This window comes from Pseudomonas sp. Sample_22, assembly GCF_004307635.1.
Lineage (GTDB): Bacteria > Pseudomonadota > Gammaproteobacteria > Pseudomonadales > Pseudomonadaceae > Aquipseudomonas.
In genome coordinates this window covers 45,625-72,004 of sequence record NZ_RCNY01000004.1, presented here as the reverse complement: position 1 = coordinate 72,004, position 26,380 = coordinate 45,625, and the positions used below count along the sequence as shown (strand labels likewise).

Genomic DNA, 26,380 nt, shown 5'->3' with positions numbered 1-26,380 from the left:
CGTTCACGTGTCGAGTTCCGGCCGATCCCGAAACTGTTCCAGCGCTTCGGGATTGGCCAGCGCATCCGTGTTTTTCACCGCCTGCCCGTGCACTACATTCCTCACCGCCAGTTCAACCACCTTGCCGCTGATGGTGCGCGGTATATCGGTCACCGCAACAATTTTCGCCGGGACATGCCGCGGCGTGGTGTTGGCGCGGATGACCTGGCGGATCTGTTGCTGCAATGCTTCGTCCAGCTCAACGCCATCAGCCAATCGCACGAACAGCACCACCCGCACGTCGTCTTGCCATTGCTGGCCGATAGCGACGCTGTCGATGACCTGCGGGACTTTCTCGACCTGACGATAGATTTCCGCTGTGCCAATGCGCACGCCACCGGGATTGAGCACCGCGTCTGAGCGACCGTGGATCATCATGCCGCCATGGGGCAGTTGTTCGGCGTAATCACCTTGCGCCCAGACTCCGGGAAACTGACTGAAATACGACGCCCTGAGCTTTGCGCCGTCGGGGTCGTGCCAGAGGCCGATGGGCATTGCCGGGAAGTGTCGGGTGCAGACCAGTTCGCCTTTTTCGCCGATCACCGGTTGGCCGTTGTCGTTCCACACTTCAACGGCCATGCCCAGGCTCTTGCCCATGTTTTCGCCGCGTCTGACCGGGCTCAACGGGTTGCCGTTGACGAAGCACGAGACGATGTCCGTACCGCCGGACATCGAGGCCAGGCACACGTCAGGCTTGAAATCGCGATAGACGAAATCGTAACTCTGCGGCGAGAGTGCCGAGCCGGTGCAGAGCAAGGTTTTCAGGCTGCCAAGTTCATGGCTGTGCCTGGGGTTGACGCCGCTGCTTTCCAGGGTCGCGAGGTACTTGGGGCTGGTCCCGAAGACGCTGATGCGCTCGTCGTCGATCAGGTCGATCAAACGCTCGGCATCTGGCTGGAAGGGCGAGCCGTCGTACAGCACCACGGCGCTGCCGACTGCGAGGGCCGAGACCAGCCAGTTCCACATCATCCAGCCGCACGTGGTGTAGTAGAACAGGCGTTCGCCGGGGCCGAGATCGCAATGCAGGCCGTGTTCCTTGACGTGTTGCAGCAGCACGCCGCCGGTGCTGTGAATGATGCATTTGGGAACGCCGGTGGTGCCGCTGGAATAAAGGATGTACAGCGGATGGGCGAAGGGCACCGGCGTGAAATCCGGTTCGCCACCGGGGAAGTAGAAGTCGTCCCACAGCGTGACGTTGGCCGATGTGTGAAAGTCTTCGATGCGCACTTCGGGCCGCGCATAAGGCACGATGATCAGTTGCTGCAAGGATGGCAGTCGTTCGAGGATCTCGTTGACCTTGGCGCTCTGGTCGATTTCTTTCCCGGCATAGCGATAACCGGCACAGGTGACCAGCACTTTGGGTTCGATCTGGCCGAAACGATCGATCACGCCTTGCGTGCCGAAGTCCGGCGAAGAACAGGACCAGATCGCCCCGAGGCTGGTGGTGGCGAGCATCGCCACCAATGTCTGCCAGGTATTGGGCATGCACGCCGTCACCCGGTCGCCCAGGCCGACACCGGCGGCGATCAAACCACTTTGAAAACCGGCGACATGTTCCGCCAGCTCGGCCCAGGTCAGTTGTTCGCGCTGGCCGTTCTCCGCCACGGCCACCACGGCCACGGCATCGTCGCGACGGCGCAGCAAATGTTCGGCAAAGTTCAGGGTAGCGCCGGGAAACCACTCGGCGCTGGGCAGTTGCGTGCCCTCGACCAATACTGCATCCGGCTGATCGTGAAAACGGATGTCGAAGAAATCGACGATGGCTTGCCAGAACGCTTCACGCTGATCGATGGACCACTGATGCAGGGCAGGGTAGTCGTCGATGTGCAGATGATGCCGCTGATTGACGAAGCGCCGAAAGGCGTCCATGCGGGTCTTGCCGATGCGTTCGGCGCTGGGTTGCCAGAGGATGTCGGACATGGTTTGCCTCTTCTTGTTGTCAGATCGTTCCCACGCTCTGCGTGGGAATGCCTCAACGGACGCTCCGCGTTCGGCTTCTGGGACGCGGAGCGTCCCGGGCTGCATTCCCACGCAGAGCGTGGGAACGATCATCTATAAGGGTTTAGCGGCCAATCACTGCGCCAACCACCCACCATCAATATTCCACGCCGCACCCCGCACCTGAGCCCCGGCTTCACTGCACAAGAACAGCACCAACTCGCCCAACTGCGGCGGGGTCACGAATTCCAGCGAGGGTTGCTTCTCGGCCAGCAGATCATGCTGCGCCTGCTGCGGATCGATTCCGGTCGCGGCGCGATCGTCGATCTGCTTTTGCACCAGCGGTGTCAATACCCAACCCGGGCAAATGGCATTGCAGGTAACGTTGCTGGTGGCGGTTTCCAGGGCGACCACTTTGGTCAAGCCGATCACCCCATGCTTGGCGGCAACGTACGCGGCTTTGCCCGTCGAGCCGACCAGTCCATGCACCGAAGCAATATTGATCACCCGGCCCCAACCTTTGGCGCGCATGCCCGGCAGGCTCAGGCGGGTGCTGTGAAACACCGACGACAGGTTGATCGCGATGATCGAATCCCAGCGCTCCACCGGGAACTCGTCCACTGGCGCGACGTGCTGGATGCCGGCATTGTTGACTAGTATGTCGACGCCGCCGAACTCACGCTCGGCGTAGGCAATCATGTCGGCGATCTGTTGCGGGTCGCTGACGTCGGCCGGGTGATGGCCGACCTTGCCGCCGAACTGTTCGACTTCAGCAATGACCTTGGACGCATCGCCGAAGCCATTGAGGATCAGGTTGGCGCCGGCCTTGGCCAGGCTCAGGGCAATCCCCAGGCCGATGCCGCTGGTGGAGCCGGTAACCAGTGCGGTCTTGCCGGAAAGAGTCGTCATGAATACCTCACACAATGCCAGTGGCGTAGAAAGTACCGATCACCACGAAAACCGCCAGGGTCTTGATCAGCGTAATACAGAAAATATCTTTGTAAGCTTCGCGGTGGGTCAGACCGGTGACCGCGAGCAAGGTAATCACCGCGCCGTTGTGCGGCAGGGTGTCCATGCCGCCACTGGCCATCGAAGCTACACGGTGCATCACTTCCAGCGGAATATTGGCGGCGTGGGCCGCCGCGATAAACTGCTCGGACATTGCCGCGAGCGCGATGCTCATGCCGCCCGAGGCGGAGCCAGTGATACCCGCCAGCAAGGTGACGGTGATCGCTTCGTTGACCAGCGGATTGGGGATGCTCTTGAGCCAGTCGGCCAGCACCAGGAAACCCGGCAGGGAGGCGATCACCGCACCAAAGCCGTATTCCGAAGCCGTGTTCATCGCCGCCAGCAATGCACCGCCGACCGCACTTTTGCTGCCTTCGGCAAGTTTGCTGCTGATGGCTTTGTAGCCGAACGCCAACACCATGAGGATGCCGACCAGCAGCGCAGCCTGCACCGCCCAGATTGCGGTGAGTTTGGCGATTTCAGTGGTGACCGGTGTCGCCATGCCCGGCAGCGCCAGGCTGTGGGTCTTGCCGTACCACTGTGGAATCCACTGGGTGAACAGCAGGTTCATGATGCCCACGGCTAGCAGCGGCGACAGGGCGATCCACGGGTTGGGCAGCTTGATGTCGGCAGCGGTTTCCGGCTCGTTGCGCAGGTCGGTGCCATAACCTTCACCGGCACGCTGGGCCTTGTTGCGCTGGCGCTGAAGAAACAGCATGCCGGCGCAGAACACGAAAATCGTACCGATCACACCCAACCATGGCGCAGCCCAGGCGGTGGTGTTGAAGAACGTACTGGGGATGATGTTCTGGATCTGCGGGGTGCCGGGCAGGGCGTCCATGGTGAACGAAAACGCGCCGAGGGCGATGGTCGCCGGGATCAGGCGTTTGGGGATGTTGCTCTGACGGAACATTTCAGCGGCAAACGGATACACCGCGAATACCACCACAAACAGCGACACGCCACCGTATGTGAGCACGGCACAGACCAGCACGATCACCAGCATCGCCTGGCGGGTGCCCAGCAGGCGGATGGCCGCGGCGACAATGGAACGCGAGAAACCGGACAGCTCGATGAGCTTGCCGAACACCGCACCGAGCAGGAACACCGGGAAGTAGAGTTTGATGAAACCGACCATTTTCTCCATGAACACGCCGGTGAAGGCAGGTGCGACGGCGGAAGGGTCAGTCAGCAGGACGGCGCCGAGGGCGGCAATCGGGGCAAAAAGGATAACGCTGTAGCCACGGTAAGCAGCCACCATCAGCAGCGCGAGGGCTGCCAAGGCAATGATCACACTCATGGTGTGTCTCCTGGGATTGTTATTTTTGTGTGGTGAAATCTTGTAGGAAGGGGCTATAGCGAGTTTCGTGCCAGGTGGTTAACTAGCTGAAATATAAGGAAATATTTATCGTTGGTGCGATGGATTTACAGGGGGTGTCTCTATTTGGAGATTTTTTCGACCAGGAGAGCGTTTTCGCGGGCAAGCCTCGCTCCTACAGAGATTTGGGAAATATCAGGGTTTCACCATCCGTAGGAGCGAGGCTTGCCCGCGAAGAAGCCGGATCTAACAATAGAGATGCCTGTCTCTCTATTGAGACTCCGCAATCCCCAACGCCACCATTTTCTTGTACAACGTCGACCGCCCAAGCCCCAAACGCGCCGCGGCTTCAATCACTTTGCCGCCGCATCGCGCCAGCGTGGTTTCGATCAGTTGGCGATCGAAGCGCTCCCGTGCCGCACTGAACGTCTCATGCTCCAGAGGTTCCAGAGTCGCTGGTGCCGGGCGTTCAACGGGGGTAAACGTTCCGATCGCCGCGCGGATGTCCGTGGCCGAAAGTCGCAGGTCATCACTGAGCAAGGCGGCCCGTTCCAGGACGTTGCGCAACTCGCGAATGTTCCCCGGCCAGGCGTGTTGACCCAGCAGCTGCAGCGCTTCACTGTTGAGTTCGTGCTGGCTGCGCAGCTCTTCAAGGATGGCCTCGCTGAGCGCGGGCAGGTCGTCGAGGCGGTCGCGAAGCGGTGGCACCTGGATTGGCAGGACATTGAGGCGGTAATACAAATCCGCGCGGAAATCACCGCGCTTGATCGCGGCTTCCAGGTCGGTCGAGGTCGCAGCGATCACCCGCACATCGCTCTGGATCACTTCATTGGAACCCACCGGTTCGAATTCCTTTTCCTGCAACACCCGCAGCAGCTTGCTTTGCAACGGCAGCGGCATGTCTCCGATTTCATCGAGAAACAGCGTGCCGCCCTGGGCGATTTGCAGTTTGCCTGCGCGGCCCTTGCGATCAGCGCCGGTGAAGGCACCCGGTGCCGTGCCGAAGAATTCAGCTTCCAGCAACGATTCCGGGATCGCTGCGCTGTTGATACTGACAAACGCCTTGTGTGCCCGCGGCGAAGCGTTGTGAATAGCCTGCGCCAGTAACTCCTTGCCGGTGCCGGTTTCGCCAAGCAGTAACACCGGCGACTCAGTGCTGGCACTGCGCCGGGCGCGGCGTTTGACTTCAAGGCTGGCGGCGCTGGTGCCAATGAAGTGGGCGAAGTTGTATTTGGTCTGCCGCGCGCGCAACAGCGAGCGCGTGGAAGCAAGCTCTTCCTGCATGCTCATGTAGCGCTTGAGCATCGGCGACAGGCTGCGCAGTTCATCGAACAGGGCGAAACCGATCGCACCGATGACCTCGCCAGCGTCGTCATGGATCGGCAGGCGCATGACCACCAAGGGTTCCTTGGGCGTGTCCTGCATGTCGAGCAGGATCGGTCGGCCGGTGCGCACCACTTCACGCAACAGGCTGCCGGGTATCACGCTTTCGCAGGCTTTGCCGATGGCGTTCTCGGCCGATTGCAGACCGAAACGCCGGGCATAACGCTCGTTCATCCAGACTATGTTGGCGTCGCGGTCGACGATCACCGTGCCTTCACTCGATTGCTCGATAATTTCGAACAGTGAACGGATCGCCAGCAGGCGCACGCGCTGGTAGTCCTTGAGGCTTTCGGTGGTGTTCATGGGTGCTGATCCTGATTTTTCATTGCCCGGTCCGGCCTAATCGCGGGCAAGCCTTGCTCCTACAGATGCCCCCTGTAGGAACAAGGCTTGCCCGCGATGGCCGTGACACGGTTTAACGATTGTGAATCGATTATGCCTGCCCAACATGCGCCGCCGCCAACAGCTCCTTGGTGTACGGATGCTGTGGGGCATCGAATACGTCATGGCTGGCGCCACGTTCCACGACCTTGCCATCCTTGACCACGATCATGTCGTGCGCCAGGGCGCGGACCACTGCCAGGTCATGGCTGATAAACAGATAGGTCAAGCCATGTTTTTCCTGCAGTTGGCGGAGCAGGGCGACCACCTGTTTTTGCACGGTGCGATCCAGCGCCGAGGTCGGTTCGTCCAGCAGGATCAGCGCCGGTTTCAGCACCAGTGCCCGAGCGATTGCAATGCGCTGTCGTTGGCCACCGGAAAATTCGTGGGGGTAGCGATGACGGCTTTGCGGGTCGAGGCCGACTTCCTGCAATGCCCGAATCACTTCGGCATTGCATTGCTCGGGACTCAGTTGGCTATGAACCTCCAGGCCCTCGCAAATGATCTGTTCAACAGACATCCGCGGACTGAGGCTGCCGAACGGGTCCTGGAACACCACCTGCATTTTCTTGCGCCACGGCCGTAGCTGTTTCTGCGACAAACCATCGAGTGCCTCGCCCTGGAAACGGATGCTGCCTTCGGAGTCGAGCAGGCGCAGGATTGCCTGGCCCAGCGTTGACTTGCCGGATCCGGATTCGCCGACGATGCCCAGGGTTTTGCCGCGCTGGATGCTCAGGCTGATGCCGTCGACCGCCTTGAAGTAAGTCTTGCGCCGCAGCAGTCCGCCACCCACGGCAAACTGCACGCGCAGGTCGTCGACTACCAGCACGTTCTCGCGTTCGTCCCTTGGCAGGGCTTCACCGTCGGGTTCGGCATTGAGCAGCATGCAACTGTAGGGATGTTTCGGCTCGGTAAAAATAGTCTCGCAGGACGCTTGCTCGACAATCTCGCCGGCCTTCATCACGCAGACGCGTTGGGCGATGCTGCGCACCAGATTGAGGTCATGGCTGATCAGCAGCAGCGACATGCCGAGCCGTCGCTGCAATGATTTGAGCAGCAGCAGAATCTTGCGCTGCACGGTGACGTCGAGGGCCGTGGTGGGTTCGTCGGCGATCAACAGTTCCGGCTCGCAGGCCAGGGCCATGGCGATCATCACCCGTTGCCGCTGGCCACCGGACAATTGATGCGGGTAGGCCTTGAGGCGTTCCTTGGGTTTCTGAATGCCCACCAGATGCAGCAACTCAAGAATCCGCGCCTGCGCCGCTTTGCCGGCCATGCCTTTATGAACGAGCAGGGTTTCGCCGATCTGTTTTTCGATACTGTGCAGCGGATTGAGCGAAGTCATCGGCTCCTGGAAGATCATCGCAATGCGGTTGCCGCGCAATTCGCGCAGTTTCTTTGCGTCCGCGCCCACCAGCTCCTGGCCTCGATAACGGATGCTGCCGGTCGTCTCGGTTCCGCATTCGGGCAGCAATTGCAGAATTGAGTGGGCGGTCACTGACTTGCCCGATCCTGACTCACCCACCAGCGCCAGGCATTCGCCCGGGTGGATATCCAGGCACAGATTGCGCACGACGGTCTGGCCGCTGAAAGCCACGCTGAGGTCTCGGATTTCGATCAGGTTGGTCATATCAACAGTCCGCTCAAGAACGCGGATCAAAGGCGTCGCGCAACGCTTCGCCAATGAACACGAGTAAAGAAAGAATCAGCGCCAGGGTAAAAAACGCGGTCAGTCCGAGCCATGGCGCTTGCAGGTTCTGCTTGCCCTGACCGATCAATTCGCCCAGGGATGCGCTGCCCGCCGGCATGCCGAAGCCAAGGAAGTCCAGCGCCGTGAGGGTTGAAATTGCGCCGGTAAGAATGAACGGCAGATAGCTCAAGGTCGCGTTCATGGCGTTGGGCAGGATGTGCCGCACGATCACCTTGCGATCGCTCAGGCCCAGTGCCCGGGCAGCCTTGACGTATTCCAGATTGCGCCCGCGCAGGAACTCGGCGCGCACCACGTCCACCAGCGCCAGCCAGGAAAACAGCGCCATGATCCCCAGCAGCCACCAGAAATTCGGTTCGACGAACCCCGACAGAATAATCAGCAAGTACAGGACCGGCAGCCCGGACCAGACTTCCAGCAACCGCTGCCCGAGCAAATCCACCCAACCACCGTAATAGCCTTGCAAGGCGCCCGCGGCGATGCCGATCAGTGCACTGACAACGGTCAGCATCAAGGCAAACAGAATCGACACCCGAGCGCCAAAAATAACCCGGGCCAGGACGTCCCGGGCCTGATCGTCGGTGCCCAGCCAGTTGACCTGCGAAGGCGGGCTCGGTGCGGGTTTGTTCAGGTCATAGTTTGGCGTGTCATCACTGAAGGGAACCGGCGGGAACAGCAGCCATCCGCCGTCTTTCTTGATCAGTTGCTGCACGTAGTCGCTACGGTAATCGGCTTGGAACGGCAGTTGACCGCCGAACTCCTGCTCGGTGTAGCGCTTGAAGACAGGGAAATACAACGAGCCCTGGTAACTGACTACCAGCGGTTTGTCATTGGCGATCAGCTCACCACCCAAGGTCAGCAGAAACAACCCGACAAACAACCACAGCGACCACCAGCCACGGCGGTTTTTCTTGAAACGCTCGAAACGACGTCGGCCTAAAGGTGAAAGCTTGAACATCAGGCGTTCCTCGCGGCGAAGTCGATGCGCGGGTCGACCAGGGTGTAGCACAGGTCACCCACCAGTTTTATCAATAGACCGAACAGGGTGAAGATGAACAGCGAGCCGAACACCACCGGATAGTCTCGTGAAACGGCCGCTTCGTAGCTCATGCGGCCCAGGCCGTCCAGAGAGAAGATCACTTCGATCAGCAGTGAACCGGCAAAAAACACGCTGATGAACGCCTGGGGAATCCCTGACACCACCAGCAACATGGCATTGCGGAATACGTGGCCGTAGAGGACGCGGCGTTCGCTCAAGCCTTTGGCTCGGGCGGTGACCACGTACTGGCGGGTGATTTCATTGAGGAACGAGTTTTTGGTCAGGATGGTCAGGGTCGCGAAACCGCCGATCACCAGCGACGTCACCGGCAATACCAGGTGCCAGAAATAGTCGGCAATTTTGCCCAGGGTCGACAGCGACTCGAAGTTGTCCGACACCAGCCCGCGCACCGGGAACCAGTTCAGTGACGTGCCGCCGGCAAAAACCACGATCAGGAACATGGCGAAGAGAAACGCCGGCATCGCGTAGCCGATGATGATTGCGGTACTGCTCCAGATATCGAAATGACTGCCGTGGTGCACAGCCTTGCGGATGCCCAGCGGGATCGATACCAGATAAGTGATCAAGGTTGCCCAGAGGCCGAGGGAAATGGTCACCGGCATTTTCTGCAGGATCAGGTCGGTGACCGTGGCACCGCGGAAAAAGCTCTTGCCGAAATCCAGCCTCGCGTAACTGGTCAGCATCAGCCACAGGCGTTCGTGCGCAGGCTTGTCGAAACCGTACTGTTTTTCGATGTCCTTGATCAGTTGCGGATCGAGGCCACGGCTGGCTCGGGAGCTGCTCATGGCCTCGCTGGAACTGCCGCCGACACTGGCGCCGCCGATGCCCTGCAAGTGCGCGATAGCCTGTTCCACCGGCCCGCCCGGTGCGGCCTGGACGATAACGAAGTTGACCAGAAGAATGATCACCAGCGTCGGAATGATCAGCAGCAACCGCCGCAGAATGTAGCCCCACATCAATGCGGTCCTCCGGGTTTGCCGCGGCGGATGCGCTCGGCGGTCATTTCCTGGTTGGTCAGCGGCGTGGTGCTCATTTCCCACCAGCTTTCGATGGCTTCGTCATTGCTGGCCTGCACATTCGGTATGCCGAAGCGGTTCCACCACACGGTGGATGTTCCTGGCGGGTAATAGTTGGGAATCCAGTAGTAGTTCCATTGCAGCACCCGGTCCAGCGCATGGGCATAACGCAACATGTCGGCCTGGGTGTTCGCCCGAACCAGCCCGGTAATGAGCGTATCCACTGCCGGGTTTTTCAGCACCATGTAGTTGTTGGAGCCGGAATCAGTGGCCGCGGCTGAACCGAAGTAGTTGAACAGCTCGCCGCCCGGGGAAGTTGTCACCGGGTAACCGGTGACAATCATGTCGTAGTCGCGACTCATCAGACGGTTGACGTACTGTGACGAATCGATGCGCCGGATATTCAGGTCGATACCGATTTGCTTGAGGGTACGCTTGTAGGGCAGCAGCAAGCGATCCATGCCGTTCTGGCTGACCAGGAACGTGAAGCTCAGCGGCTCGCCGTCGGCGTTGACCAGCTGATCGCCTTTGGGTGTCCATCCGGCCTGTTCGAGCAGGTCCAGGGCTTGCAACTGTTTGTCGCGAATGATGCCGCTGCCATCGGTTTTCGGTGCCTCGAATACCTTGGTGAACACTTCGTCCGGGATCTGCCCGCGCAACGGCTCGAGAATCGCCAGTTCGCCAGCGTCCGGCAGTTGCCGGGCCGCGAGATCGGTGTTGGAGAAGAAGCTCTGCTGGCGGATGTACATGTTGCGCATCATCTGCCGGTTGCTCCATTCGAAATCCCACAGCATGACCAGCGCCTGGCGTACGCGGCGGTCCTGGAACATCGGTTTTTGCAGATTGAACACAAAGCCCTGGGACGGTTGCGGCGCTTCGGTGGCCAGGTGAGCCTTTTGCAGTCGTCCATCGCTCAGGGCCGGGCTCTCGTAACCGATGGAATAGCCGGTGGCGGAAAACTCGCGGTTGTAGTCGTAGGCACCGCCGCGCAAGACCTGACGGGCAACGTCGGTGTCGCCGAAGTATTCGATGCTGAAACGATCGAAATTGTACAGGCCGCGGCTGACCGGCAGATCCTTGCCCCACCAGTCGGCGTTGCGCTCGAAAGTAATGCTGCGCCCGGAATCGACCTTGCCCACTTTATAGGGACCGCTGCCCAGTGGCGGCTCATAACCGCCGCCACCGGCGAAATCGCGGGTTGTCCACCAATGCTCGGGAAACACCGGCAGGGTGGCGATGTCCAGAGGAAGCGTGCGGTTTTCGTTGTTCTTGAAGTCGAAGCGCACGGTCAGTGGCGACTCCACCTCGACGCCTTTGACGTCGGCGAATTGCGTGCGATAACGCAGGCTGCCTTGGGTCATCAGCAAGTCGAAGGTGTAGCGCACATCTTGCGCGGTGATCGGCTTGCCGTCGGCGAAACGCGCCTTGGGGTTGAGGTAGAAGCGCAGGGACAATCCGTCATCGGAACGCTCCATCTTCTGCGCCACCAGGCCGTACACCGTATAAGGCTCGTCCAGCGAGCGCTGAGCCAACGGCGAGTAAAGCAAGCCGTCGATCTGCGAGACGCCAATGCCCTTGTCGATGTAGGGCAAGACATGGTCGAAATGCCCGATCTCGATGGCCGAACGGCGCATCGTCCCGCCTTTGGGGGCTTGCGGATTGGTGTAGGCAAAGTGGCTGAACCCGGCAGGGTATTTGGCCGGTTCGCCGTAGACGGTCAACGCATGTTGCGGTGCGGCGTTCACACCAGCCGCGCCGATCAGCAGGGCCATGGCAGTGAATAACAAAGTTGGGAAAGCCAGTCGCATTGTCAGCCTTAGAGCCGGGTGGTCGATAACCACAATTTGTACGCTAGCGGCGCGTCCCTCGCCAGCCGTATTACGCAGTTGAAGCACAACGGCCCACCAAAAAGGCGGGCCGTTGCGTAAGAGGCATCAGGCGTCGATCAGTCCTGACGGCTGGTCACTTCCAGCAGGTGATAACCGAACTGGGTCTTCACCGGGCCTTGCACGACATTGATCGGCGCGCTGAATACCACGGTGTCGAACTCCTTGACCATCTGGCCAGGACCGAACGAACCCAGGTCACCACCCTGGCGGCTGGAAGGGCAGGTGGAGTTGGCCTTGGCGACTTCGGCGAAATCTGCGCCAGCCTCGATTTGCGCTTTGAGTTCGTTGCACTTGGCTTCGCTGGCAACGAGGATGTGGCGGGCAGTGGCTTTAGCCATGGGGAAATACTCCTTTCAATATTCTGTAAAGTGGTGAGCCTACCGGATTCAGTGGACGATTTCTTCTCAAAGTTCCGTTCCATACGGCCTCGACGGCGGGTGCTTTTTATAGTCCGGCTTTTTTCAGGCGTGCAGCGTGTTGTACGTATAGATCGATCGGGTCGATGCTTTTCGTGAAGATACCGGCTGACGGGCGGATGACCGCCAGATGATCCAGCGGATAATCGGATCGGATAATCGTCCCCAGATGCGAACTGTAGCGGCCAACCATGCCATCGTTTTGCTCGGCTTCAGTGATGAAGTATCGCGAAAACGCCCGCAGGAAACCGTGGAACGGATCAAGGGCGTTCATTCCTTCATCCAGGGCATTGTCCGGCAGGACGCCGCTCCAGGAGTAGTAACGCACACCATTGACCAATTCCCGACCCTTGCCACCCCAGGTTTTTGGCAACCCTTGAGGGTATTTGTCGTTGAATGCCCCTACGCCAGTTGTGGTCAGGGCATTGAGCGCGGCGATGGCGTTCTGCGGGAGGCGATGGTGGCCGCTTAGCAAGGACAGGAAGCCTGCGAACAACGTGGCGACCGTTTCAGCGACCTGTTCCGGCAAACATCCCGGTTCAAGCGCCTTGCGCAGAAAGTCGGCCAGTTCCGACCCATGGTTCGGCCCACTGACGGATGTCACCGAAGCAACCGACTGTGGTGCAACCGCCGCAGCGTAGCGAGCAGCGAGTGCGCCCTGACTGTGACCGATCAGATTGACTTTGCCCGCGCCTGTGCCTTCCAGCACCCGTTGAATCTGTGCCAGCAGTTGCTCGCCCCGTGCCTCATTGCAGTGGGTGGCCGATAAATACGGCACGAAAACTCTGGCGCCTTCGCTTCTGAGTGTCTGTTTCACATCGTGAAAGAGCTCGAACGGACCGATCCGGTCAAAGCCGAAAAGTCCATGGACCAGCAGAATTGGATAATGGGTGTTCGCATTCCGTTGCATCGCATTTACCTTTTTCAGGGAGTTAAGGAGGTGCCATGAGCCTCACTCTAAAACACTCGGATGGGCGCGCGATGTATGAAAAAACCGCTGTAAGTTGATGAAAACGGAATAGAAAGCGTACGAAAGCTCGGACGTGTGCGAAGCCTTGATCGGAATATCCAGACATCTTTTCAGCAAGTCCCGAGCTTCAATGATCAACGACCTACTTCACGCGTGTCCTTTTTCCTCTCCTGCAAAGACGATCTCCGGCATCGCAAATGGCTGGCATCGGGTTCAATAGGCTCCGTTGGTTGCCTTGACCCCAAGGTGACGCTGATTCCACGGATCGGAACCCTCAAATGACCTCTCACGAAGCAAGCATTTCCTTGCATTTATTACCGCCACCGTTGCTTGAGCCGGTGGAAAACGCGGTACTCGACCCCTTTCAAAAACGTGCCGTCGTCAGGATCAAGCCGTATCCGGGCATGGCCTGTGGCGACAAATTGCTTTTGAACTGGGAGGGCCTGGACGTCGAAGGGCTTGTATACAAGCATCAGATGACTCGGTTTGTCAGCGAAGAACAGGTTGGCTACGACGTGGTATTCGTCGTGCCGGCGGTGCACATCGCGGCACTCGACGGGGGAAGCCTGGAAGTTTTCCATACGTTGCAACGTGCCGGGCGCGCGGTGCCCGTGAACTCATCGCGTTTGCAGCTGGACGTGGGCGACGTCAATCCGGATTTGCTGCCACCGATTGCGGTCGATGCCGTTGGCGGGACGATCGACCCTGATCGCGTGCCCGAAGGCATTCTCGTCACGATCAGGCCCTATGCCCGGATGGCCGAAGGCGATCGAATCCTGTTGGCCTGGGCTGGTATTTCTGCGCAAGCGAGTTTCAACGATACGCTGAAGGTCGAGTCATTTGCCGTGGGCAGTGAGCTGTCCTTCTGGATCCACCCGGACTGTATCGCTCCCAATCTGGGGAGCAACGTGACGCTCAGCTATTGCGTCCAGCAAACAGGTCACGCCCCTCGATACTCTGAATCGGTTCAATTGCTGATCGGGCCGCTGTCGCGCCAGCCTCTTTTGCCACCGTTGGTGCTTGAGGCTGATGAGGGCAGGCTGGACCTGCAGGCTGCGATCGATGGCATTACCGTCGTGATCAATGACGCTCGGGTTGAAGAAGGCGAGTTGGTGTACCTGAAGTGCGATGGCGACTATTTCAATCATCGCGATGACCGCGAGATAACCAGGGAAATGGTCGGCGAGCCACTGGTGTTCATCGTGCCGTACAGATTCTGGCGGGAGCATCGGGACACGACGATCCGGATTGCCTACTCAGTTGAGCGACTTGACGATGTCAGTCAGCAGTCAGCCGTGATGACGGTACAGGTGCGCGCCTAGAGGTGCTGGTCACCAACCAGTCGGACGTGAAGACTGGTTGGTGAACGACGGGCCGGTTACGGTTTGGTGCGCTGCGCGCGCAGGCGTCGTGCTGCCTGTCGCAGCAGTTCTTCCGTCCCGTTCCACCCCAAACAGCCGTCGGTGATCGACACGCCATATTTCAACGACGCACTCAGTGGCTGGCAACCCTCGAACAAATGGCTTTCGATCATCATGCCGATCAGCGAGCGGTCACCTTGCAGGCGTTGTTCCAGTACGTCGTTGAACACCGCGGGCTGGCGCAGCGGGTCTTTGCTGCTGTTGGCGTGGCTGCAATCGACCATGATCCGTGCGGGGATTTTCAACCTGGTCAAGTCGTTGTGCACCTTGGCCACACTGGTGCGGTCGTAGTTCGGTCCATGATGGCCACCGCGCAAAACCAGATGCGTATCGGCGTTGCCCGGGGTCTGGATGATCGCGGGATGTCCCTGGCTGTCGACGCCGAAATGCCGGTGCGGATGGGCGGCCGAGCGCATGGCATCACTGGCCACGGCTACACCACCGTCAGTGCCGTTCTTGAAACCGACCGGCATGCTCAAACCGCTGGCCATCTCCCGATGGATTTGCGACTCAGTGGTGCGGGCGCCGATGGCGACCCAGCTGAGCAGGTCATCGAAGTAACCGGCTGCCATCGGTTGCAGCAGCTCAGTGGCCACCGGTAAACCCAGTTGGAGCATTTCGCGCATCAGTTCGCGGGACAAGGTCAGGCCGGCGGCCATGTCGTCGCTGCCATCGAGGTACGGATCGTACGCGAGGCCTTTCCAGCCGACTGTGGTGCGGGGTTTTTCAACGTAGGCGCGCATCACCAGCAGCATTTCATCGCTGACGTCGGCCGCCAGGCGGGCCAGGTTGCCAGCGTATTCGAGCGCCGATTGTGGGTCGTGAATCGAGCAGGGGCCAACTATGACCAGCAGGCGAGAGTCTTCGCCATTGAGAATCGCGCGAACCGCCTGGCGGTGGGCAGCGACTTGTTGGGTCAGGGCATTGGTAAGCGGCAATTGCTGTTTGAGCTGCAATGAGCTGGGCAGACGCAGGGTCATTGCCTCATTGGCCGGACTCAGGGTGGACAGTGGCAGAGCAGAGACGGACGAATTCATGTTCAGGCTTCCTGGGCGGGCGGCGGGTTCATTCCCGCGCACTCGGCCCTACTGGGGTGTTCGACAATTGGCCGGTTTGGCTACGTGTGTGTGCTTGCCACCTTTGGGTGACCGATCGGAGGCGGCAGGCTGTCCCGAGCGGAGGGTGGTAAATCGCCAGGCGGTAAAACTGTCGTAACGGTAATAAGTGGCGTAGTTCATGTTCTGGATCCTCTGAGTGTCTGGTATGTCGCAAAAATTAGTGGGGCTGAAAAAACAAAACCCCCGGTCGGGAGGCCGACCGGGGGTTGAGAATTCTCTGGTGGCGACCCGTTTGAAGTGGGCGCCGTGTGGGTATCAGGCGCGCCAGTGGCTAAACCAATACCCAAAATAAAAGTTGATCGGAGCGCAAACGTCGTTCACCCGGGCAGCCGCGACCGAGCGCAGGGCGCTGGCGGAGGAAAGCTGTGAAAGGGCGTTTGACATGGTCTGACTCCAATGGATGCACCGAGCTTACTAGAGGCTGGTGCGAGGATTCAATCAGAAAATGCTATTGCTCATCACTGGCGCTTTCTATCGGTTGAGCAGCCCTGAGGTTGTGACACACTTCGCGTTTGAGCCATAAAACCGCTTCGCCAGGATGAACCAGACGTCATGATCGAAACAACTCGCTGCCACATTGAAGAAGTGCACCGGCCGCCAAAGCAGTCACGGAGGTTCGATGAAGCTTGAATGGCAAACAGCCAACGAACGTGACCTCGAATATGCGCGCAACCTGACCTGCAGCAACCTGTTGCGCTATTACATTCAGCACAATCTGTTGTGGCAAGACGAAGCGTTCGATGTGGCTTGGGCGGGGCGTGACAACCGTTTGATCGTGAGTGACAACGTTCGGCTCGGGTATGTCAGCTTGAGTCGAGACGCCAGGGCTTTGTACATCCGCGAATTGCACATTGGCGAAGCATTTCGGGGGCAGGGGGCGGGATCCTGGGTGATCGACCAGGTTTTTGCTCTGGCGTGCGTGGAACGACGTCCGGCATTGCGCTTGACCGTGTTTGAAAACAATCCGGCACGGGCATTGTATGAAAGAAAAGGACTACAAGTGGTGGGTACGGATGACTGTTTCCTGAGGATGCAGCGAAACGTTCCGCGCCCGCATCGCTGAAACGCGTATGCCACAAGCCTTTCAAGATGTATTGAAACTTTTTATATGCTGCTTTCCGCTAGGTCTGCCACATGCTTTTTGCTAAGGTGTCGGCAACCCAATAAGACCATATCGCGAGGTGTCTGCTTGATTAGGGTGCTAGTAGTCGATGACCATGATCTCGTGCGTACAGGCATTACACGAATGCTGGCTGACATCGATGGCCTGCAAGTGGTCGGCCAGGCTGAATCAGGTGAAGAATCCCTGCTCAAGGCGCGCGAGCTCAAGCCCGATGTGGTGTTGATGGATGTCAAAATGCCTGGCATCGGCGGCCTCGAAGCCACTCGCAAACTGTTGCGCAGCCATCCGGACATCAAAGTCGTTGCAGTCACGGTGTGCGAGGAAGACCCGTTCCCGACACGGCTGTTACAAGCAGGTGCGGCAGGCTATCTGACCAAGGGCGCCGGTTTGCCGGAAATGGTTCAGGCCATCCGCCTGGTCTTCGCCGGTCAACGTTACATCAGCCCGCAAATCGCCCAGCAACTGGCGATCAAGTCGTTCCAGCCGACCAACGATTCACCGTTCGATGCCTTGTCCGAGCGGGAAATCCAGATCGCCTTGATGATCGTCGGGTGCCAGAAAGTACAAATCATTTCCGACAAGTTGTGCCTGTCGCCTAAAACCGTTAATACCTATCGTTACCGCATCTTCGAAAAGCTTTCGATCAGCAGTGATGTCGAGTTGACGCTGTTGGCGGTACGTCACGGCATGGTCGATGCCAGTCTCTGAGTAAAAATGACCGATTCCTTTGATCCAGGCGCCTTCCTGTCAACCGTGAGTGGGCGTCCGGGTGTGTATCGCATGTTCGACAGCGATGCACGCCTGCTCTACGTCGGCAAGGCCAAGAATCTTAAAAATCGCCTGTCGAGCTACTTTCGCAAAACCGGACTCGCGCCCAAGACCGCAGCCTTGGTAGCGCGAATCGCCCAGGTCGAAACGACCATCACCGCCAACGAAACCGAAGCCCTGTTGCTTGAGCAGACGCTGATCAAGGAATGGCGCCCGCCGTACAATATCCTGCTGCGCGACGACAAATCGTACCCTTACGTTTTTCTCTCGGACGGCCAGTTCCCGCGGTTGAGCATTCATCGGGGCGCGAAAAAAGCCAAGGGCAAGTATTTCGGCCCGTATCCCAGCGCAGGGGCCATTCGCGAAAGCCTCAGCCTGCTGCAAAAGGCGTTTTTCGTTCGCCAGTGCGAAGACAGCTACTACAAGAATCGCACCCGTCCTTGTTTGCAGTATCAGATCAAGCGCTGCAAGGCACCCTGTGTCGGGTTGGTGGAACCTGAGGTGTACGCCGAAGATGTGCGGCACTCGGTGATGTTTCTCGAAGGCCGCAGCAATGCGCTGGCCGATGAGTTGTCCGCCGGCATGGAAGAAGCGGCGATCAATCTCGAGTTCGAGCGCGCCGCCGAGTTGCGCGACCAGATCGCGCTGCTGCGACGGGTTCAGGATCAGCAGAGCATGGAAGGCGGAAGCGGTGACGTCGATGTGATCGCGGCGTTCGTCAATCCGGGGGGCGCCTGCGTCCACTTGATCAGTGTGCGTGGCGGGCGGGTACTGGGGAGCAAGAACTTCTTCCCGCAAGTCGGTATTGAAGAAGACGTGTCTGAGGTCATGGCGGCGTTTCTTGGCCAGTACTTCATCAGCAGTCCTGAGCGCGACTTGCCGAGCGAATTGATCGTCAACGTGGTTCATGAAGACTTCCCGACACTGATTGCAGCCATCGAAGAGCTTCGTGGTCGCGAGCTGACCATCAGTCACCGGGTGCGTGGCACGCGAGCGCGCTGGCAGCAATTGGCGGTGACGAATGCCGAACAGGCCCTGGGCGCACGTCTGGCCAATCGTCAGCACATTACGGCGCGCTTCGATGCGCTGGCCGACGTGCTGAAACTGGACGAGCCGCCGCAGCGCCTGGAGTGCTATGACATCAGCCATTCCAGCGGCGAAGCGACGGTGGCATCGTGTGTGGTATTCGGTCCTGAAGGGCCGATCAAGGCCGACTACCGTCGCTACAATATCGAAGGCGTCACCGCAGGCGATGACTACGCGGCGATGCATCAGGCACTCACGCGGCGCTTCAGCAAGCTGAAGGACGGGGAGGGCAAGCTGCCGGACATTCTGCTGGTCGATGGCGGCAAAGGGCAGTTGTCCATGGCGCGTGACGTGCTCAACGAACTGGCGGTGCCTGACCTGATCCTGCTGGGTGTCGCCAAAGGCGCAACGCGCAAGGCGGGTTTCGAAACGCTGTACCTCAACGATGCCGCCCACGAATTCACCTTGCGCGGTGACTCTCCTGCATTGCATTTGATCCAGCAGATACGTGACGAAGCCCACCGTTTCGCCATTACCGGGCACCGCGCCCGACGTGGCAAAACCCGCCGAACGTCTACGCTTGAAGGCGTCGCCGGAGTAGGGCCGACACGCCGTCGCGATTTATTGAAACATTTTGGTGGATTGCAGGAGCTGTCTCGTGCCAGCATCGAAGAGATCGCCAAAGCTCCCGGGATCAGTAAAAAGCTTGCAGAGTTGATTTATGCAAATCTGCACAGCGAGTAGAATGCCCCCTCACCTCGTAGCCAGTTGTGCCGATGAATATCCCTAATCTGATTACCGTTCTACGCGTCCTGCTCATACCGATCTTCATTTTGCTGTTTTATCTGCCTTACCACTGGAGTTACCTGGCGTCTGCCTCGGTCTTCGCATTTGCTGCCGCCACAGACTGGCTGGACGGGTATCTCGCTCGCCGGCTGGAGCAAAGCACGCCATTCGGGGCCTTTCTGGATCCCGTTGCGGACAAGCTGATGGTGGCCGTTGCGCTGGTGCTGCTGGTGCAGGAACACGGCAACCTGTGGCTCACGCTGCCGGCTGCGGTCATTATTGGTCGTGAGATCGTTGTCTCGGCCCTGCGGGAATGGATGGCCGAACTCGGCGCTCGTGCTCACGTAGCCGTGTCGAACCTGGGCAAATGGAAAACTGCCGCGCAAATGCTGGCGCTGGTGATTCTGCTGGCCAATCCGTCGGACTTCAGCTTCTGGGTTCTGTTGGGTTATGCCTTGCTGATGGTCTCTGCCGGCCTGACATTGTGGTCCATGGTCCAGTACCTGCGGGCTGCCTGGCCGCATCTGAAGACCGACGTTGAAAAGAAATAAAACTTTTTTGAATCAAGGGGTTGACGGGGCTTCTGGATTCTATAGAATGCGCCACACCAAGACGCGGGAATAGCTCAGTTGGTAGAGCACGACCTTGCCAAGGTCGGGGTCGCGAGTTCGAGTCTCGTTTCCCGCTCCAAGTTTGTACACATTTGATGTCGCGCTACTGACAGCAAATGTTTTGAGGCCGAGTAGCAAAATGGTTATGCAGCGGATTGCAAATCCGCCTACGCCGGTTCGATTCCGACCTCGGCCTCCACTAATAATCAACCCCGTAGATCGATGATCTACGGGGTTTTTTATTGTCTGCGAGAAAGCCGGTTATTGCCGACCTGCAGCAGTCGGTGATGTCGACTGCTGCAGGTTGTTTCCAATCCGCGGGTCACTCAATAAGGCCGCGCCGTGCACGCTTCGCCAATGATGTCGATGAAGTCATCATGTGAAACCGGTTTGCTGACGTGATAATTGAAGCCCGATTGCCTGGCTTTTTTCTGGTCATTGGCGGTGCCATAACCCGTCAGGGCAATGGCTGGTGTGTGTTTCAGATGAGCGATCTGGCGAATGGCCTGGATGAATTCGTGGCCATTCATGACCGGCATGCCAATGTCCGAAATAATCACGTCATAATTGCCATCCTTCGCCGCCTGAAGCGCCAATAACGGGTCGCTGAAGGCCTCCACATGCGCATCTTCCATCTCCAGCAACATTTGCAGGACTTCCATCACGTCCTGGGAGTCTTCTACCAGCATGATCTTTTGGCCAAGCAGGCGCCCTGACTCATTCGACACCTTGGGCTGGTCGTCAGTGTGCTGGTGAGACTGGCAAAGTGGCAGGCGGACGGTGAAGGTGCAGCCGCGTCCCATGCCTTCGGAGTGCACGCTCACCGAGCCGCCGTGGGCCTCAACCAGTTGTCGCACCAGCGAAAGACCGATGCCGAGGCCTTCGCGATGATGGGCGTTATGTTGGCTCTGCGCTTGGCTGAACAGGTCGAAAACCTTATGCAGGTTGCCCTGCTCAAGACCAACGCCGCTGTCGATCACGTCCAGTTGTGCCATGTTTTCGACGCGCTGGGCAATCAGCTCGACGCAACCATCCCTGGGCGTAAATTTCAGCGCATTGTTCACCAGGTTCCAGATGATCTGTTCCAGGCGAGTAGGGTCGGCATCAATCACCAGCGGCGGTTCCGGTGGCTGCGGCACTTTCAGGGTAACGGTGCACGGATGCTGGTCGTTGATCACCACGGTGTGCACATCCTGCAGCATTCTTCCCAGGTCCACCGCCTGCCTTTTAAGCTTGAGTTTGCCAGTGCGCACCCGGGCGACGTCCAGCAGGTCATCGATGATGCGCGCCTGGCTGGAGACGGCGTCGCAGATCGTGTTGACCGCTTTCATGGCCGGGCCGGCGGTTTTGGTCATTGGCAGTCGACGCAGCAGTTCGGCGTTGAGCTGGATGAGGTTCAGCGGATGCTTGAGTTCGTGGGACATCACCGCGAAAAACTCATCCTTGAGATGGCTGTTCGTTTGGGTCTCAGCCAATTGCTGACTTTGCTCGTCGTGGATGCGTTTGTGGCCGGTCAGGTCGCGGGCGATTTTCACATACCCTTGTAGACTGTCACCCATGAGTAACGTGACTTCACCACTGCAATAGAAGCGGCTGCCATCCTTGCGCAGGTGCCAGCGCTCATCTTCGCCGCGCCCGTGCTCGCGCGCTGCACGCAGTTCCGATTCGGGGATTGCCTCGGCCCGGTCCTCGGGAGTGAAGATAAGGTCGTAAAAAGCACCAAGCACCTCGCTTTTCTTGTAGCCGAAAATCAGCTCGGCACCGGTGTTCCAGTCGGTGATCATCCCGTTGATATCCAGCAGGATGATCGCGAAATCGTGGGTGCTTTCAGCCACAAGACGCATGCGCTCTTCACCGAGGCGCAGTTCGTCTTCGGCGGCACGACGCTTGGTGATGTCGATGAAGGTCAGTACCGTACCGTCGATATGATCTTCACTGGAACGGTAGGGCAGCAGGCGCGCGATGTACCAGCGCTGGTCGTTGCTGCTGATCTCCCGCTCGATCATGTTTAGCGAGTCGAATACCGTCGCTGCATCTTCGGCCATCTCCGGATAGTCCAGCCGGTGGGTGATGTCCATCAGCGAGCGCCCGGTATCGACGGGCAACATGCTGAATATGTCCGTGGCCCGCGGTGTAAACCAGCGGATACGCATGTTGCGGTCGACAAACACCGTGGCAATGTCAGTCGAAGCAATCAGGTTGGTGAGGTAGTCGTTGATCTTGTCGGTTTCTTCTACTTTGGTCTTGAGTTCGTAGTTGACCGTCAGCAACTCTTCGTTGATCGACTGCAGCTCTTCCTTGCTGGTCTCCAGCTCTTCGGTGGCCGAACGCAGTTCTTCGTTGATGGCCTGCATTTCTTCGTTGGAGGCCTTGAGTTCCTCGCTGGACACTTCGGACTGTTCGATCGTCTCCTGCAAATGCAGCTTGGTGCGCTGCAGTTCGTGCTCAAGGTTGGTCAATACCTGGTTTTTCATCGGGTCGGCGGCGACATCGACCGGCTCATGCGGGTTGACCTCGCGCTCTTCGAAGATCACCAACACATACTCGTTTTCGGTTGCATCATCCTTGTAGGGATGCGCAGTCAGGTCGACCAGGAACTTGCGCTGTTCGCGTTCCATCCGGATTTTGCGCGAAGTGACCGCCACGCCGGTTTGTTGGGCCTGAAACAATGTGGTGCGAATTTCCAGGCGCAGGTCGGGGTGGGCCAGCGTCAGAAGGTTGCGCGATATTTCCCCGGCCACATAGCGCAGAAAACGCCCGGCGCCTTCACTCAGGTGCAGGATATTGGCGTTGGTATCGACAATGATGCTCGGTGGGGCGGCTTTTTCCAGCGCTCTGAGGTGGATGTCAGCGAAAGAAACCTTGCGCTTGACCACCGTTTCTACCGGACTGGTGGCAACGGTGGTCCGCGCGTAGCCACCACGGGGCATGGTCGGCGTGCGACGCGTATTGGTCGAGACACTCTTGGCGCGGAAAATGCGATTGCGCTTGTCCACGGGGGTGAACAGGTCCAGACAGCCGTCAGCAGATTCCGATGTGCCCAGAAACAGATAGCCGCCTGGTCGAAGGGCAAAATGAAACATCTGCATGATGTCTCGCTGAACCTCGCGATCGAGATAAATCAGCAGGTTCCTGCATACGATCAAGTCAATTTGCGAAAACGGCGGGTCGAGCAACAGGCTGTGCTTGGCGAACAGCACCTTTTCGCGGATTTCCTTGCGGACACGATAGTGTTGATTTTCATGGGTGAAATACTGGCGCATGCGCGCAGGGGGAACATCGGTGATGATCGCTTCGGGATAGACGCCATTGCGACCGAAAGCGATGGCCCGATCATCGATGTCGGTGGCGAAAACCTGCAGCTTGGCAGCGCTGGCCTCCAGTGTCATTTGCTCTGCCAGCAGAATCGCCAGGCTGTAGGCTTCTTCGCCGGTGGAACAACCGGCCGACCAGACACGAATTTCTTCTCGATGAGGCAGTTCGTCTTGCAGCGATTTCAGCAGGTTGGGCACAACGTCGCGTTCCAGTGCTTCAAATGCCTCGCGGTCGCGGAAAAAATTGGTCACGCCGATCAGCATGTCGCCCAGCAAGGCTTTGGTTTCTTCCGGGTGTGCTTGCAGGTATTCGTAGTACGAGGCCAGGTCTGGCTGTGCTGTGACTTGCAGGCGGCGTTCAATTCGACGCAGTACTGTTGCGCGTTTGTAGTGCTTGAAATCGTGGCCGGTTCCGGCACGCAATTGCAGCAATATGTCCTGCAGCATTTGCTCGGCGACAACGGCATCCCGTTCGGTAGGAGGAGCGATAATCCTGAAATCGGGGTCGTTGCTGGTGGGCAGGGTGATGGCCTGCGAGTTGCGCCATAGCTCCATGAGCTTTTGTGGCATCTCTACGACGGGCAGCACCAAATCGACCATTTGCGTGTCGATGGCGGCGCGGGGCATACCGTCGAACTCGGCATCTTCCGGCGCCTGGACCAATGTCACACCGCCTTGCTCCTTGATCCTCGAAAGGCCCACCGCACCGTCAGAACCCGTGCCCGAAAGCACCAGGCAAAAGGCGCGTTCCTTGTGCACGTCGGCCAAGTCCCGAAAAAACAGATCAATAGCGGTGTGCAGCCCGGGCTTGCGATCGGACGGCGTCACGCAAATGTAGCCATCGTTCATGGCCAGGCTGTGTGCCGGGGAAATGACGTAAACCGTGTTTTTTTCGATCGCGACGGTTTCAGTCACCTGCCGCACCGGCATTTTGGTGACCTCCTGAATGATCCGGTCGGCGATGCTTCGATGGTCAGGCGACAAATGAAGGATGACGACGAAGGCCATGCCATTGTTATGGGGCATGTGTTCGAAAAATGACTTGATCGCCTGCAAGCCGCCGGCAGACGCGCCGATACCAACCACGGGAAAGTCCAGGGAGCTGGGTGTCAGCTCTCCGCGCTGTGGAATACTGGGTGAGGGCTTCGTAGACGTCTTCATTAACAAACCTTAAATGCTGCAGCACAAATGCCGACACCAGGCCGAACGGATTTCATATCAGGACAAGGATAATGCGCTTGGAGGTGCATTGCGAAACCACAATAGCCCAACTCTGATAATAGATCAGCCTAGTCGAAGATTGCCTTTCTCGGTCATTCGCGACTGGCGTCCCAAGGGCGCGGTAGCCCGATATGCAGGGTTTTATCGACGATTCTCAGTTCTGAGGCGCTCTTTCAACGGCGACTTCCGTGAGTGCCATAGAGAAGCTTCGTAGACCCATGATTTACGGAGCTTTTTTATTTTCAGTGGCGGTACGATTTTGTCTGGAAAAACACTAATGCGTCCTTGCTTCACCGGGAAGGGATGTATATATTTCCACCCTCTGATTCACCGCGCTACCGCCCGAATGGCGAAACTGGTAGACGCATGGGACTTAAAATCCCCCGCTCGTAAGGGCGTGCCGGTTCGATTCCGGCTTCGGGCACCATGAATATCAAGGGCTTGCATGAGATTTCTCATGCAAGCCCTTATTTTTTGCTCTGCAAAACCTGATCAGCTCAATGGATTTGGTTTACTCAGCAATATTTGTCATTTGCCAACGATCCCGGCTTGCGTCGATCTGCCCCGCAAGGATTACCGCTGTTGATCAGCCGTCTTTCCAGCAAAATATTTTGCAACGCCTGGCGGTCTGTGGGGGCCAGTTGATGTTCTCGCTCCTTGAGCTCAAGCAGGATCGGGTTGGACCACTGGCGATAGGTTTGTTCGGCACTACGAATGGATGACATCGTTTCCTCCATGATAGGGCTTGCTCTGCTGAAGGCGTTGCAGTTCGATACGAAAGAGACGCTAGCCGAGTCTGCCTGTTGCCGCCAATGCTGTACGTCGGACTGAGGTTTCGCTGGTCCGGAACCCGCTCGGCCTGTTCAGCTATTTGGCTTTCCAGCTGCCACCGCCCGTCTCGCAATCGATCTTCGCTTGCGCCAGGTTTTCGGCGTTGTAGTAATACGTCGAGATCTGCGCGTTGGCGGGGATGTTCAGTGCTTTGCTGCTCTTGTCTTTGCTGGTCGACTGCGGATTGGCCAGCGATTCCGGGGTCAGTGTGCCCACGCATGTGGCTTTGTACTGATCGCCGCACTGAGCGACTTTTTTCTTGGTGCTGCTGAGCATTTCCCTGCTTTCGTTGCTGCACGACCAATCGATGGCGTCGACCGGCATGTTTTCGTATTCGTAACAGGTGTGGGATTCGATGACCGGAACGGAAGGGCTCTGTGAGCGGGTGATGACGTCACAGCCTTGGGCCATTGCCAGGGCAGGGCACAGACTGACGATCAGCAGCAGAAGTCGACTGTTCATGCGAATTTCCTCTCCGATAGCCCGCTTGATGCAGGGGTCTACAGGATTTGAAATGCAATCGGCTGGTGCGTTCAATCGGTGTTGATTGGAGGTGTTTGGCGGCTGATCCAATCGATTCAACCGCCAAACGGATGAGCTAAACGAAAGGTTGACCCGTAAATCCTCGGGGTAACCGTTGCAGGCCAACCATGGCGGTGAGTCGTTCTGTCCATGCCTGGCGCCAGTCGTTCACCGTGTGTACGGTTTTGGCCTTGCGTGCAGCGCGACGGGCTGCGTTGCGCTCGGATTTGCGTGCTTCCTTGTACGCTTCGGTGTTGCGACAACTTCTGCATTTGACCCGGTTGAGTTCTCGGGTCGAGGTGAGGTTGCTGCCCTTGTGACCGCAGGCCAGGTGCCCGCTGATTTTGAAGTGGGTAACCATCAAACGTCTCCTTCGCGACGTGTGATCGTTGGACCGCGTGTAAACATTGACGTTCGCCGCTTCGCTTGGGCAAAAAAATCCCGGCGAGTGGCCGGGTGGGCGTTGCACGAAAGAGTCAGGCAGGCACATGCCCGGTGACGAGGTTGTCGCCG

20 protein-coding genes and 3 tRNA genes are annotated in these 26,380 nt (G+C 58.4%); 8 read left to right on the top strand and 15 right to left on the bottom strand.

The window, feature by feature from the left end; all coding sequences use genetic code 11:
- Positions 1 to 3: 3 nt before the first annotated feature.
- The 10 genes from D8U73_RS00330 to D8U73_RS00285 all read right to left on the bottom strand — a co-directional run bounded on the left by D8U73_RS00330 (position 4) and on the right by D8U73_RS00285 (position 13,066).
- A complete protein-coding gene (locus D8U73_RS00330; protein ID WP_130903418.1) occupies positions 4 to 1,959 on the bottom strand; it encodes an acetoacetate--CoA ligase in 1,956 nt (651 codons plus the stop codon).
- A 153-nt stretch (positions 1,960 to 2,112) separates the two neighbouring features.
- A complete protein-coding gene (gene hbdH, locus D8U73_RS00325) occupies positions 2,113 to 2,886 on the bottom strand; it encodes a 3-hydroxybutyrate dehydrogenase (RefSeq protein WP_130903417.1) in 774 nt (257 codons plus the stop codon).
- 7 nt (positions 2,887 to 2,893) lie between these two features.
- A complete protein-coding gene (locus D8U73_RS00320; RefSeq protein WP_056852793.1) occupies positions 2,894 to 4,285 on the bottom strand; it encodes a GntP family permease in 1,392 nt (463 codons plus the stop codon).
- 288 nt (positions 4,286 to 4,573) lie between these two features.
- On the bottom strand, positions 4,574 to 5,989 hold the full coding sequence (locus D8U73_RS00315) for a sigma 54-interacting transcriptional regulator (protein WP_130903416.1): 1,416 nt from the start codon (positions 5,987 to 5,989) through the stop codon (positions 4,574 to 4,576).
- 130 nt (positions 5,990 to 6,119) lie between these two features.
- The gene (locus D8U73_RS00310; protein ID WP_130903415.1) at positions 6,120 to 7,697 is read right to left on the bottom strand and encodes an ABC transporter ATP-binding protein; all 1,578 of its coding nucleotides are present in this window, start codon (positions 7,695 to 7,697) and stop codon (positions 6,120 to 6,122) included.
- A 13-nt stretch (positions 7,698 to 7,710) separates the two neighbouring features.
- Positions 7,711 to 8,733, bottom strand: a complete 1,023-nt coding sequence (locus D8U73_RS00305; protein WP_130903414.1) for an ABC transporter permease — start codon at positions 8,731 to 8,733, stop codon at positions 7,711 to 7,713.
- Positions 8,733 to 9,791, bottom strand: coding sequence for a microcin C ABC transporter permease YejB (gene yejB, locus D8U73_RS00300; RefSeq protein ID WP_130903413.1), 1,059 nt, complete (start codon positions 9,789 to 9,791; stop codon positions 8,733 to 8,735). Before yejB ends, D8U73_RS00305 begins: the two co-directional genes overlap by 1 nt.
- Positions 9,791 to 11,659: an extracellular solute-binding protein gene (locus D8U73_RS00295; RefSeq protein WP_130903412.1), complete on the bottom strand. Its 1,869-nt coding sequence runs from the start codon at positions 11,657 to 11,659 to the stop codon at positions 9,791 to 9,793. The genes yejB and D8U73_RS00295 overlap by 1 nt, the downstream gene beginning before the upstream one ends.
- A gap of 137 nt (positions 11,660 to 11,796) precedes the next feature.
- The gene (locus tag D8U73_RS00290; protein WP_007984657.1) at positions 11,797 to 12,078 is read right to left on the bottom strand and encodes a peptidylprolyl isomerase; all 282 of its coding nucleotides are present in this window, start codon (positions 12,076 to 12,078) and stop codon (positions 11,797 to 11,799) included.
- A 106-nt stretch (positions 12,079 to 12,184) separates the two neighbouring features.
- Positions 12,185 to 13,066 carry a triacylglycerol lipase gene (locus D8U73_RS00285; protein WP_130903411.1) on the bottom strand — a complete coding sequence of 294 codons (882 nt, stop codon included), beginning with the start codon at positions 13,064 to 13,066 and terminating at the stop codon, positions 12,185 to 12,187.
- A gap of 338 nt (positions 13,067 to 13,404) precedes the next feature.
- On the opposite strand from D8U73_RS00285, the gene D8U73_RS00280 reads away from it, so the two are divergent.
- Positions 13,405 to 14,448: a hypothetical protein gene (locus D8U73_RS00280; RefSeq protein ID WP_130903410.1), complete on the top strand. Its 1,044-nt coding sequence runs from the start codon at positions 13,405 to 13,407 to the stop codon at positions 14,446 to 14,448.
- Between the two features lie 56 nt (positions 14,449 to 14,504).
- Here D8U73_RS00280 and D8U73_RS00275 read toward each other — a convergent pair whose 3' ends face one another.
- Positions 14,505 to 15,584 carry a 3-deoxy-7-phosphoheptulonate synthase gene (locus D8U73_RS00275; RefSeq protein WP_130903409.1) on the bottom strand — a complete coding sequence of 360 codons (1,080 nt, stop codon included), beginning with the start codon at positions 15,582 to 15,584 and terminating at the stop codon, positions 14,505 to 14,507.
- Between the two features lie 700 nt (positions 15,585 to 16,284).
- Here D8U73_RS00275 and D8U73_RS00270 point away from each other — a divergent pair.
- From D8U73_RS00270 to D8U73_RS00245, 6 genes are all read left to right on the top strand, one after another.
- Complete coding sequence (locus D8U73_RS00270; protein WP_130903408.1) at positions 16,285 to 16,728, top strand: GNAT family N-acetyltransferase; 444 nt, start codon at positions 16,285 to 16,287, stop codon at positions 16,726 to 16,728.
- Between the two features lie 126 nt (positions 16,729 to 16,854).
- Entirely contained in the window at positions 16,855 to 17,496 is a 642-nt protein-coding gene (gene uvrY / locus D8U73_RS00265; protein WP_008015884.1) for a UvrY/SirA/GacA family response regulator transcription factor, read from the top strand.
- 6 nt (positions 17,497 to 17,502) lie between these two features.
- Positions 17,503 to 19,326 carry an excinuclease ABC subunit UvrC gene (gene uvrC / locus D8U73_RS00260; RefSeq protein ID WP_130903407.1) on the top strand — a complete coding sequence of 608 codons (1,824 nt, stop codon included), beginning with the start codon at positions 17,503 to 17,505 and terminating at the stop codon, positions 19,324 to 19,326.
- A gap of 32 nt (positions 19,327 to 19,358) precedes the next feature.
- Positions 19,359 to 19,919: a CDP-diacylglycerol--glycerol-3-phosphate 3-phosphatidyltransferase gene (gene pgsA / locus D8U73_RS00255; protein WP_056852782.1), complete on the top strand. Its 561-nt coding sequence runs from the start codon at positions 19,359 to 19,361 to the stop codon at positions 19,917 to 19,919.
- Between the two features lie 63 nt (positions 19,920 to 19,982).
- A tRNA-Gly gene (locus D8U73_RS00250) sits at positions 19,983 to 20,058 on the top strand.
- A gap of 46 nt (positions 20,059 to 20,104) precedes the next feature.
- A tRNA-Cys gene (locus D8U73_RS00245) sits at positions 20,105 to 20,178 on the top strand.
- 127 nt (positions 20,179 to 20,305) lie between these two features.
- Here D8U73_RS00245 and D8U73_RS00240 read toward each other — a convergent pair.
- Positions 20,306 to 24,454: a CheR family methyltransferase gene (locus D8U73_RS00240; RefSeq protein ID WP_130903406.1), complete on the bottom strand. Its 4,149-nt coding sequence runs from the start codon at positions 24,452 to 24,454 to the stop codon at positions 20,306 to 20,308.
- Between the two features lie 400 nt (positions 24,455 to 24,854).
- Between D8U73_RS00240 and D8U73_RS00235 the strand changes: the two genes are divergently transcribed.
- Positions 24,855 to 24,941, top strand: a tRNA-Leu gene (locus D8U73_RS00235).
- Between the two features lie 88 nt (positions 24,942 to 25,029).
- On the opposite strand, the gene D8U73_RS00230 is transcribed toward D8U73_RS00235, so the two are convergent.
- From D8U73_RS00230 to D8U73_RS00220, 3 genes are all read right to left on the bottom strand, one after another.
- On the bottom strand, positions 25,030 to 25,239 hold the full coding sequence (locus D8U73_RS00230; protein ID WP_056852780.1) for a hypothetical protein: 210 nt from the start codon (positions 25,237 to 25,239) through the stop codon (positions 25,030 to 25,032).
- 142 nt (positions 25,240 to 25,381) lie between these two features.
- The gene (locus D8U73_RS00225) at positions 25,382 to 25,807 is read right to left on the bottom strand and encodes a hypothetical protein (protein ID WP_130903405.1); all 426 of its coding nucleotides are present in this window, start codon (positions 25,805 to 25,807) and stop codon (positions 25,382 to 25,384) included.
- A gap of 136 nt (positions 25,808 to 25,943) precedes the next feature.
- Positions 25,944 to 26,228 (bottom strand): hypothetical protein, encoded by a 285-nt coding sequence (locus tag D8U73_RS00220; RefSeq protein ID WP_130903404.1) that lies wholly within the window; start codon positions 26,226 to 26,228, stop codon positions 25,944 to 25,946.
- Between the last annotated feature and the right edge of the window lie 152 nt (positions 26,229 to 26,380).

Bases quoted from the DNA above. Each gene is read 5' to 3' on its own strand.
- D8U73_RS00330 (WP_130903418.1), bottom strand. From the start codon at position 1,959: ATGTCCGACATCCTCTGGCAACCCAGCGCCGAACGCATCGGCAAGACC.
- hbdH (WP_130903417.1), bottom strand. From the start codon at position 2,886: ATGACGACTCTTTCCGGCAAGACCGCACTGGTTACCGGCTCCACCAGC.
- D8U73_RS00320 (WP_056852793.1), bottom strand. From the start codon at position 4,285: ATGAGTGTGATCATTGCCTTGGCAGCCCTCGCGCTGCTGATGGTGGCT.
- D8U73_RS00315 (WP_130903416.1), bottom strand. From the start codon at position 5,989: ATGAACACCACCGAAAGCCTCAAGGACTACCAGCGCGTGCGCCTGCTG.
- D8U73_RS00310 (WP_130903415.1), bottom strand. From the start codon at position 7,697: ATGACCAACCTGATCGAAATCCGAGACCTCAGCGTGGCTTTCAGCGGC.
- D8U73_RS00305 (WP_130903414.1), bottom strand. From the start codon at position 8,733: ATGTTCAAGCTTTCACCTTTAGGCCGACGTCGTTTCGAGCGTTTCAAG.
- yejB (WP_130903413.1), bottom strand. From the start codon at position 9,791: ATGTGGGGCTACATTCTGCGGCGGTTGCTGCTGATCATTCCGACGCTG.
- D8U73_RS00295 (WP_130903412.1), bottom strand. From the start codon at position 11,659: ATGCGACTGGCTTTCCCAACTTTGTTATTCACTGCCATGGCCCTGCTG.
- D8U73_RS00290 (WP_007984657.1), bottom strand. From the start codon at position 12,078: ATGGCTAAAGCCACTGCCCGCCACATCCTCGTTGCCAGCGAAGCCAAG.
- D8U73_RS00285 (WP_130903411.1), bottom strand. From the start codon at position 13,066: ATGCAACGGAATGCGAACACCCATTATCCAATTCTGCTGGTCCATGGA.
- D8U73_RS00280 (WP_130903410.1), top strand. From the start codon at position 13,405: ATGACCTCTCACGAAGCAAGCATTTCCTTGCATTTATTACCGCCACCG.
- D8U73_RS00275 (WP_130903409.1), bottom strand. From the start codon at position 15,584: ATGAATTCGTCCGTCTCTGCTCTGCCACTGTCCACCCTGAGTCCGGCC.
- D8U73_RS00270 (WP_130903408.1), top strand. From the start codon at position 16,285: ATGAAGCTTGAATGGCAAACAGCCAACGAACGTGACCTCGAATATGCG.
- uvrC (WP_130903407.1), top strand. From the start codon at position 17,503: ATGACCGATTCCTTTGATCCAGGCGCCTTCCTGTCAACCGTGAGTGGG.
- pgsA (WP_056852782.1), top strand. From the start codon at position 19,359: ATGAATATCCCTAATCTGATTACCGTTCTACGCGTCCTGCTCATACCG.
- D8U73_RS00240 (WP_130903406.1), bottom strand. From the start codon at position 24,454: ATGAAGACGTCTACGAAGCCCTCACCCAGTATTCCACAGCGCGGAGAG.
- D8U73_RS00230 (WP_056852780.1), bottom strand. From the start codon at position 25,239: ATGTCATCCATTCGTAGTGCCGAACAAACCTATCGCCAGTGGTCCAAC.
- D8U73_RS00225 (WP_130903405.1), bottom strand. From the start codon at position 25,807: ATGAACAGTCGACTTCTGCTGCTGATCGTCAGTCTGTGCCCTGCCCTG.
- D8U73_RS00220 (WP_130903404.1), bottom strand. From the start codon at position 26,228: ATGGTTACCCACTTCAAAATCAGCGGGCACCTGGCCTGCGGTCACAAG.